This window comes from uncultured Abyssibacter sp. (assembly GCF_964000955.1).
In the GTDB taxonomy this organism is placed as follows: Bacteria; Pseudomonadota; Gammaproteobacteria; order Nevskiales; family OUC007; genus Abyssibacter.
In genome coordinates this window covers 20,294-29,886 of record NZ_CAXFCL010000185.1, presented here as the reverse complement: position 1 = coordinate 29,886, position 9,593 = coordinate 20,294, and the positions used below count along the sequence as shown (strand labels likewise).

General features: G+C 65.2%; 9 protein-coding genes. All 9 read right to left on the bottom strand.

All coding sequences use genetic code 11. The features are described from left to right. The coding region (locus ABNS06_RS09015) for an acyl-CoA dehydrogenase (RefSeq protein WP_348674036.1) at positions 1-1,161 on the bottom strand (1,161 nt) is incomplete at its 3' end. Continuing rightward, on the bottom strand, positions 1,161-1,418 hold the full coding sequence (locus ABNS06_RS09010) for an acyl-CoA-binding protein (RefSeq protein ID WP_348674035.1): 258 nt from the start codon (positions 1,416-1,418) through the stop codon (positions 1,161-1,163). The genes ABNS06_RS09015 and ABNS06_RS09010, both read right to left, overlap by 1 nt. Positions 1,419-1,510: 92 nt before the next feature. Further along, on the bottom strand, positions 1,511-2,803 hold the full coding sequence (locus ABNS06_RS09005) for a BamA/TamA family outer membrane protein (RefSeq protein WP_348674034.1): 1,293 nt from the start codon (positions 2,801-2,803) through the stop codon (positions 1,511-1,513). Continuing rightward, positions 2,800-3,615 carry an alpha/beta hydrolase gene (locus ABNS06_RS09000; RefSeq protein WP_348674032.1) on the bottom strand — a complete coding sequence of 272 codons (816 nt, stop codon included), beginning with the start codon at positions 3,613-3,615 and terminating at the stop codon, positions 2,800-2,802. Before ABNS06_RS09000 ends, ABNS06_RS09005 begins: the two co-directional genes overlap by 4 nt. 70 nt (positions 3,616-3,685) lie before the next feature. Then, on the bottom strand, positions 3,686-4,192 hold the full coding sequence (locus ABNS06_RS08995) for a dihydrofolate reductase (RefSeq protein ID WP_348674030.1): 507 nt from the start codon (positions 4,190-4,192) through the stop codon (positions 3,686-3,688). Further along, the gene (locus ABNS06_RS08990) at positions 4,189-5,022 is read right to left on the bottom strand and encodes a thymidylate synthase (RefSeq protein ID WP_348674029.1); all 834 of its coding nucleotides are present in this window, start codon (positions 5,020-5,022) and stop codon (positions 4,189-4,191) included. Before ABNS06_RS08990 ends, ABNS06_RS08995 begins: the two co-directional genes overlap by 4 nt. Beyond that, a complete protein-coding gene (lgt, locus tag ABNS06_RS08985) occupies positions 5,022-5,834 on the bottom strand; it encodes a prolipoprotein diacylglyceryl transferase (RefSeq protein WP_348674028.1) in 813 nt (270 codons plus the stop codon). The genes ABNS06_RS08990 and lgt overlap by 1 nt, the downstream gene beginning before the upstream one ends. Positions 5,835-5,914: 80 nt before the next feature. After that, complete coding sequence (locus ABNS06_RS08980; RefSeq protein ID WP_348674027.1) at positions 5,915-7,099, bottom strand: class I SAM-dependent rRNA methyltransferase; 1,185 nt, start codon at positions 7,097-7,099, stop codon at positions 5,915-5,917. 52 nt (positions 7,100-7,151) lie between these two features. Next, entirely contained in the window at positions 7,152-9,572 is a 2,421-nt protein-coding gene (locus tag ABNS06_RS08975; protein WP_348674025.1) for a serine/threonine-protein kinase, read from the bottom strand. Positions 9,573-9,593 lie beyond the last annotated feature (21 nt).

The following is a 9,593-nucleotide window of genomic DNA, read 5'->3' as shown; positions in this document are numbered from 1 at the left end:
CTGAAGTCCGGTCTGCGCGCGACCGAGAATCAGCGCGTGAATGTCGTGCGTGCCCTCGTAGGTGTTCACGGTTTCCAGGTTCATCAGATGCCGGATCACGTGATACTCGTCGACAATCCCGTTACCGCCGTGGACATCGCGCGCCAGGCGGGCGATGTCCAGAGCCTTGCCGGTGGCGTTGCGCTTGGCCAGCGAGATCATTTCCGGCGCACCCTGCCCGGCGTCCAGCAGGCGGCCCAGCCGCAGCGACAGCTGCAAGCCCAGCGCGATCTCGGTCTGCATGTCGGCCAGCTTCTTCTGGACCAGCTGCGTGGCAGCCAGCGGCCGGTCGAATTGCCGGCGATCCAGCGCGTACTGACGCGCCGCGTGCCAGCAGGCTTCCGCCGCCCCCATCGCGCCCCAACTGATGCCGTACCGCGCCTTGTTCAGGCAGGAGAAGGGCCCCTTGAGCCCGCTGACGCCGGGCAGCAGCGCGTCGGGGCCGACTCGCACATCATCGAGCACGATCTGTCCGGTGATCGACGCGCGCATGCTGAACTTGCCCTCGATCACCGGCGTGTCCAGCCCGGCCGCACCACGTTCGACCAGAAAGCCGCGGATGACGTCGTCGGCATCCTTGGCCCAGACCAGCAGCACGTCGGCGATCGGCGCGTTGGTGATCCAGGTCTTGGCGCCGGACAGGCGCCAGCCGTCGCCGTCAGGACGTGCCCGTGTAGTCATGCCTCCGGGGTCGGAGCCATGATCCGGTTCGGTCAGGCCGAAGCAGCCGACGGCCTCGCCGGATGCCAGCGCCGGCAACCAGCGCTGGCGCTGAGCGTCCGAGCCGAACGCGTGGATCGGATACATGACCAGACTGCTCTGCACCGACAGCGCCGAGCGGTAACCGGAATCCACCGCCTCGACCTCCCGGGCCACCAGCCCATAGGCGACATGGGAGCCGCCTGGACAGCCGGGCCAGTCCAGCGACAGGCCAAGCATGCCGAGTCCACCCATCTCGCGGAGGACTTCGCGATCGAACTCGCCGTGCCGGAACGCCGGCACGATGCGCGGCATCAGCCGCTCGCGGGCGTAACTGCGAACGGCGTCGCGAATCCCCCGCTCCTCCGCATCCAGCTGGTCGTCCAGCCGGAACGGATCACTCCAGTCGAACGGTGCCGACATCAGCCGAGCATGGCCTGGACCTTGTCGATGTACTGCTGCTTGGCGGTCTCGCTGTCCGTGCCCTTCTTCTTGGCCCAGGCGTCGTACTTGGCGCGCCCGACCATGTCGAGCATGCCCGGACGCTTGCCGGACACGTCGCCCGCTGAGCCCTGCTTGAACAGCGCATAGAGCTCAAGCAAATCGTCGTTACTGGGACGCTCGGTCAGCGTCTTGATGTCCTTCTGGGCCTGTTCGAAAGCGGCATTGAGATCCGACATGATGAGTCTCGTGAAAAGTTCGGCTGCGGATGATCGCATAGCCCGGTTGGCTGAACACTGGCCGCCATGCCGGCACGGGGCCCGCGCGCCGGTTAAAGCTTGCCGAAGAACGGCTCGGACCCACCTCGGGTCAGCGGCCAGGCGTAACCCAGTTCCAGGGTCAGATTCACGAAGGTCTGAATCCGCCAGCGCAGGCCGATGCCCGCGTCGATCTGGGTGTCGCTGAACGTGAACCGGTCGAAGTCGTCGTAGGTGCGTCCCATGTCCATCACCACCAGTCCGCGCACCGGCTTGTAACCGAACAGCGGGCGCTGGACCTCCAGACTGAGGCGCCAGAACGCATCGCCCTCGAATTCGTCCTTGTCGAAGCCGCGCAGATTGCTGCCACCCCCCAGGCCGTAGGCATCGAAGTCACGCGGTCCACCGTGATAGGAACCCACATCGAACAGGATGCGCAGCGTCTGGTGCGGCACGTCCCACAACGGAATCGACCGGAAATAGTTGAGCCGGAGATCGATGTAGTCGTAGTGCGAGGCGATATCCTCGGCGGCGAGTTCGACGCGCCAGCCGAACAACCATCCCGCCGAGCTGTAGAGCCGGTCGTCCAGCCGTTCGAAACGCCCCTGGAGCACCGCGGCCGTCGCCATGCCGTTCTCCTCCGGCGCCTCGGGGCCTCGCAGGGTTTCGTTCTGCCACAGCAGGCCACCGCCGATCCTCCAGCCCTGGCTGCCGTGCCCCGGTGTCAACCGGCGCAGCGCGAGCACGCTGAAGCGGGAGTAGTCCTCCTTGTAGCTGATGGTCTCGCCCGCTGCGTTGTCTTCCTCGATCGGCGTGATGTCGTGCGAGGCGCTGGCACCGAAATCCACCGCGGTGTCCCAGGCATAGGGCGCGAAATAGTCGAACTCGAACTCGGTGGCATCGCCGCGATCCTTCTCCGCGTTCTGCTGACGAGACACCAGTGCTTCGAGCTGGTGATTGAGTCCGGACACGTTTGACCAGTCCAGCTTGAACCCGAACGCGAATTCACGATCGCTGTTGTAGTCCAGCCGGGGATACGGCAGCAGATACCACTTTTCCACCACGGTGAAGATCAGCACCACGCCGCCGTCGGTGGGTGTCTGCTCGACAATCACCTGCTTGAACAGCCCGAGGTTCTGAATCGCCTGGCGGCTGTCCTTGATGTGAATGGGATCAGCCGGATCACCGACCTCGATGCGCATCTCGCGGGCAAGGACCTTGCGCTGCGTGATCTCGTTACCCTTGAAGACGATCTCGCGAACAATCGGATGACGTTCGGGCAACTGCTCCAGTTCGACCGGAATCGGCTGCTCGGCGGCGACGGCCAGCGACCACAGACCGAGGACCAGTCCCGGCAACCACTTCACGGCTCGGCCAGCGTGTGGATGGCGTCGATGACCCTCTCTGGTTGCTCCCACAACACGAAATGCCCTGCGTGATCGACACGTTGAATGACGGTTGAATCCGAGTGCAGCACGGATTCGGCGAAATCGGCGGTCGACGGTCGCACCAGCGAGTCCTCCATGCCCTGGATCAGGATGACGGGAGTTTCCGGTGGAGTCCAGCCGGCCCACAGCGCCCGCAACTCCGGCTCCAGCGCGAGGACTTCGTCGTTCGCCCGGGCCAGTGAATCGGGCACGATCCGCCGCACCAGCGGCCAATTGGCGAGCCGGTTGAACCAGCGCGGCGCCTCGGCTGCCGGCTCCAGCGAAGCCGCGACCAGCACGACTCCGGCGACGCGATCCGGTGCGTCCCGGACCAGCTGCATGGCGATGGAACCACCCAGGCTGTGTCCGACGACAATCATCGGCGGCAGTTCCGCGAAGGCCTCGGCCAGATAGGCCGCCTGGGCCGACAGCGCGGGTTCAACACCTCCGGCCGACGAGCCACCAAACCCGGGCCGGTCGACGGCAATCAGGCGGTAGCCGCTCAGCGCCGGCGCGGTCAGGTAGTCGGCAAAGGCCTCCCAGCTACCGGGTGTGCCATGGATGAACAACACGGGCGGGGCGTCGGCGTCACCGGACTCCACCCAGTGCAGGCGACGTCCCTGAACCTGCGCCTCCACGCTGCTACCACCGGGCACCAGTTCAGCGGGCCGACCCGTCGGATACGGAGCGCCCATGCAGCCCGCCAGGCAGACCGCGACCACCGGCAGCGCCAGACGAACCAGGAGGATCACTGCTGACGCACGCTCGATCATGCAGTCGCGGACCACCGCCCGGCGCGAGGGTTTCGTCGACGGAGCACCGTCAGTCCGTGGTCGACCCGGACCCGTTCCGCTCCCAGGTTTCGAAGCTGTAGGCATGAGCATGTCGCTCGTCCCGCTCGTGCCGCTCGCGATGTACACAGCGCCACTCCGGTTCGCCGAACGCGGGGAAGCGGGTATCGCCGTCAACCTCGGTGTGCACGCGGGTGAACTCGATGGCGGCGATCTGCGGCCAGAACGCCCGGTAGATCTCCCCGCCGCCGACAATCATCAGCGCCGAGGCCGTGCCCGCCGCCTCCAGCGCCGCATCGGTGCTGGTCACCACCGTCACGCCATCCGCCCGCCAGTCCGGCTGCCGCGTCAGCACGAGATTGTCGCGGCCGGGCAAGGGTCGCCCGATGGACTCGTAGGTCTTGCGCCCCATCAGGATCGGATGCCCCATGGTCACGGCCTTGAAGTGCTTCAGGTCGTTCGGCAAGCGCCAGGGCAGATCGCCGTCGACACCGATGACGTTGCGCTCGTCGGCCGCCACCACCGCGACCAGCTTCAAATCGAGACCTGCGCCTTGATGTGCGGATGGCTCTGATAGCCCTCCAGCGTGAAATGCTCGAAGCGGAAATCCTCGATGTTGCTCACCGAGGGCTCGATCCGCATGGTCGGCAGCGGATACGGTTCCCGTGTCAGCTGCAGCTCGGCCTGGTCCAGGTGATTCAGATAGAGGTGCGCGTCACCCAGCGTGTGGACGAAATCCCCCGGCTCGTAGCCGCAGACCTGGGCCAGCATCATCGTCAGCAGCGCATAGGAGGCGATGTTGAACGGCACCCCTAGGAAGATGTCCGCGCTGCGCTGATAAAGCTGGCAGGAAAGCTTGCCGTCGGCGACATAGAACTGGAACAGGCAGTGGCAAGGCGGCAGCGCCTGCAAACCGGCCTCGGCGTTCTCCACCGGCGACTTGCTCGGATCGGGCAACACCGTCGGATTCCAGGCAGACAGCACGTGGCGTCGCGAATCAGGGTTGTGCTTGAGGTTATGCACCAGCTCGGCCAACTGGTCGACGACCACGCCGTTCGGACCCTCCCAGGCCCGCCACTGCTTGCCATAGACCGGGCCGAGATCGCCGGACTCGGTCGCCCACTCGTCCCAGATCGACACGCCATTGGCCTTGAGATACGCCGTGTTCGTCTCGCCGGCGATGAACCACAGCAGCTCGTGGATGATCGAGCGCAGATGCAGCTTCTTGGTCGTCAGCATCGGAAAGCCTTCCGACAGGTCGAAGCGCATCTGGTAACCGAACACGGACTTCGTGCCGGTGCCGGTGCGGTCGGATTTTTCCGTGCCGTGATCCAGCACATGCTGCATCAGATCAAGGTATTGCTTCATCAGGTCTTGCCGAGCGGACGGTCGTAAATCTTGCGGGTGTAGGCGATCACGAGCAAAACAATGCCGGCGATGGCCATCGGCGCGGACAACAGCTGCCCCATCGTGAGCCAGCCCCAGGCCAGGTAGCCGATATGCGCATCGGGCTCGCGAACGAATTCCACCAGCGAACGAAACACCGCGTACATCAGCAGGAACAGGCCGGACGCCGCCATGCGCGGCTTGGGCCGGGCGGTGAAGAACCACAGGATCGCGAGCAGAAGCAGTCCTTCCAGGCCGGCCTCGTAGAGCTGGGAGGGGTGTCGGGGCATCTCCCCCGCGGCCGGATGGTGGAACACCATGCCCCAGGGCAGATCGGTCGGACCGCCCCACAGCTCGCCGTTGATGAAGTTGCCGATGCGGCCGCAGAACAGACCGGCCGGCGCCAGCACGACGACCATGTCGCCAACCTCCCAGAACGCCTTTCCGGTCTTCCGGGCGAAGAACATCAGGCAGACGATCACGCCGATCAGGCCACCATGGAAGCTCATGCCCCCCTGCCAGACCTTGTAGATCATCGACGGGTCGGCCAGGAACGCCTCGAAGTTGTAGAAGAACACGCTGCCCAGCCGGCCGCCGAGGATGATCCCCAGCACCACGTAGAACAGCAGGTCGGAGATCTGGTCCTTGGTCCACGGCCAGTCGGGCTTGCTGGCCCGATACCGTCCCAATGCCCAGGCCAGCGTGAATCCGGCGAGGTACGACAATCCGTACCAGTGCACCTTGATCGGGCCGAGCGAGATCGCGACCGGATCAAAATTCGGGTGAACGAGCATGTTGGGATTCCGTGAACTGAGCGGACATTGTAGTGCCCCGCGTGACAGGACCGTGGCGGCGGACCGGTTCGGGCTGGTCGTCAGCCTTCAACCGCGCATAGAAACGCCTTCAGGTATTCGGTTTCCGGAATGGCCGGATGCACAGGATGATCCAGCGCCGCACCACGCTGCGCCAGAATCATCGGCCGCCGCCCCGCCTCCGACGCCGCCTTGCGCAGGGCGCCGCGCATCGCGTCGGCGGAAAGATGATGCGAGCAGGACGCGGCCAGCAGCAGCCCCCCGGGCGTGAGCAGCCGCATCGCCAACGCGTTGAGCTGCTGGTAGTGACGCGTACCCGCCGCGATGTCCTTCTTGCGCTTGATCAGCGCCGGTGGATCGACGATCACCAGGTCGAATTTCGTCCGCGCGTCGGCAAGCTGCTGCAGGCTGGTCCGGGCATCGCCGGCCAGCACATCGACACTCACTCCGTTCCGCGCCGCATTGGCCTGCGCCTGCGCCAGCGCGGATTCGGAGGCGTCGAGGCAGGTCACCGAAGCCGCCCCGGCACAGGCGGCGGTGACGCCAAAACCACCAACGTAGCTGAACACGTCCAGCACCCGCTGTCCCCGCGCAAGCTGCGCGATCAGCGCCCGGTTGTCCCGCTGATCGAAATACCAGCCGGTCTTCTGCCCACTCTTCAGCGCCACGACGAACCGCCGCTCCGACTCCGGGACCTCGATTTCGTCGGGCACGCTGCCCCATTCCGAGGTCATCGGCTCCAGGCCCTCAAGCGCACGCACCGGCGCATCGCAGCGCCAGTAGATCCCCGTGGGGTTCAGCGTTTCCCGCAGCGCCGCCTCGACGTCATCACGCCGTGCGTCAATGCCCGCCGTGGTGCTCTGCGCAACCAGTACGTCGCCGTAGCGGTCGACGACCAACCCCGGCACGCCATCGGATTCCCCGAACAGCAGCCGGTAGAAACCGCCTGGGTACACGCGCTCGCGCAACTGCGCCGCCTGACGGATGCGCTCGGCGAACCAGGCCTGGTCGATGCGGGCCTTGGCGTTGCGCGTCAACACCCGCGCACAGATCAGCGACGCGGGGTTCACGTACACCTGCCCCAGCGGCTTGCCCCGGGCATCCTCCAGACGCGCCAGCGCACCCGGTTCGAACGCGGTCAACGGCGTGCGCTGCACATCGACCTCGTTGGCGAACACCCACAGGTGACCGATGCGCAGACGGCGATCGGCGTTGGGCCTGAGGCGCAGCGTGAGGGCTTGGACCATGATTCTCGGAGCCGGGAGAACGGAAGGGTCGGATCATACCGGGCAACCGATGTCAGTCGGTCGAAGCGCCCGACTCGGCAAGTCGCTGTCGTGCGATCTCGACTCGTTTCCGGGTCAACACCGTTCGGTCATGGTCCGGCCCCAGCGTGGCATCGAGCCGCACAACCGCTCGTTCGAGCACCTCCAGCCCTTCCCCAGGGCGGCCCGATCTCACCAGGCACCAGCCCTGATTACCCTCGAACACGCCGAACAGCGGATGGGATTCCCCGATCTCGTCAACCGCACGCTCCATCAACAGCGCGAACTCCCGATTGGCATCGTCATAGCGGCCCGCACCCATCAGCAGATAGGCCAGATTGTTGATGGGTGCCAGCACCTGCACATGCGCCGCGCCAATCTGAGGCTGCAGGCGAATGATGGTGCGCAACGTCTCCTCGGCTTCATCGACCTGACCAAGCTCTTCCATGCTGTAAGCCTGCGAATTCAGGGCGGCCAATGTCCGCACGTTCGCCAGACCCAACTCCGCTTCATAGGCCTCGCGCGCCGCGGTCGCGAGTTGCAGCGATTCGGCGTACTCCTTCTTCTTGCCGAGCACGGCCGACAGGTTGAGTTGATTGTCTGCAATCGCATAGTGCCCTGGCGGATAGACGGCTTGCGCGATCTCGAGCTGCTCGCGCAGCACCGCCTCCGCGGCATCCAACTCGCCGTTCAGTTCCAGAAACGTCCCGAGCAGGTTGGTCGCACCCTGGGTATCAGGATGCTGAGCACCCAGCTTGTCCTCCAGCACCGCAACAAGTTCGCGCAGCAGTTCAATCCCCTCGGCGTACGCACCCGCGTCACGCCACGCCGTGGCAAGCGAATAACCCGCATCCAAGGCCAGGTCGTCGGAATCACCGAATAGCTCGATGGCGCGCTGTCGGGTCACCTCGCCCAGCTCGACCGCCTCGTCCAGGCGCCCCTCTCCGGTGAGAGCGCGTGTCCGCAACAGTGCTGCGCGCAGCTGCAACCTCGAGTCCTGCCCGCCAGTCAGTGATCCATGCTCCAACGTTTCACGCATCGCCTTGTAGTCGGCAGCAGACTCGAAAGCACTGGCAAGGTCCAACCTGACCTCCAGCGCCGTCTCACTGTTCATGCCCTCGGCGGACTCGACGGTCTCGAGCACCGACTGCAAAAGCTCGATTCCGCGCGAGGATTCCCCCAGCCCCGCGCGAGTCCGCCCGATCAGCCGCTGCAATGACCAACGAACTCGTTCAGGCAAGGCCGCGCCAGCGCGTAAATCAATCTCCGCGGCATCGATGACGTCGAGGACGCGCACATCCTTCCCCAGCGCGTTGGAGGGGTTGGCCGCCACCAGCATGTCACTCAAAAACGCATTGATCGCCGCGGTCTCCGCCGCCTTGGTGTCCGCCAAAGCACGGGCGCGCGATTCCGACACCGCAAAGTGAGTCGCGACGACAGCCGCGATCAGCACGGCTGCGACCGCTACCATCGCCACGGCGGACAGCGCACGATGCCGTCGCACGAACCGACCGACCACATATCCGATGGTCGGCGGACGCGCCGTGATCGGCTGGTGCGACAGATAGCGCTCAAGGTCATTGGCGAACTCATCCGCCGAGGCATATCGCTGCTCGGCCTCGAACGCCATCGCCTTCGCGACAATGGTTTCGAGATCGCCGCGTGCGACCGGAGAACTGGCGGACAGCCGCTTTGGACTGCCCCGCTGTAGTCGGTCCAGTGCGCCGGCGATGCTGTTGCGAGGCAGGTCCGGATACGGCAGTGCGCCAGCAATCAACTCGTAGGTGATGACACCCAACGCGTAGACGTCGCAACGCGCGTCGATGGCAGCGTCGTCGCCGACCATCTGCTCGAAACTCATATAGGGCAAGGTGCCCAGCACCTCTCCAACCCGGGTCATCTGGGTAGCGCCATCTTCAGTGACGTGCGCAACCCCGAAATCAAGCACCTTCGGATCGCCATCCTCGCCGACCAGGATGTTCGCCGGTTTGAGGTCGCGGTGAACAACGCCCTTGAGATGGGCGGCGTGCACCGCTCTTGCAATCCTGACCACGAGGCGAAGGCGTTCGGCAACCGGCAGCGCCATGGCGGCTTCGCGCAGATCGCGACCGCGCACATACTCCATCGCGAAATAGGCAATGGACCCGCTCGGGCCGTCGGCAGTACCGGCTTCATACAGCCGTGCAATGCCCGCGTTCTCCAGCGAGCCGAGCACGCGAATCTCGCGTGCGAATCGTCGGCCGAATTCGGGCACGCTGGATTTCAGGACCTTGAGCGCGACCAGCCGTTCCGACTCGCTCTCACGCGCGAGATAGACCGTTCCCATCGCGCCCGCCCCCAGTACGCGCAGCACGCTGAACTTGCCGATTCTCTCCGGCAACTGCTGATCGCCGTTCACTGTTTCCATCCCCCTGTTCGCCCGCCACGTCGTTCCGTCGGAAATCTGTTCCGACACGGGCCGGTTCCGCCCGGTATT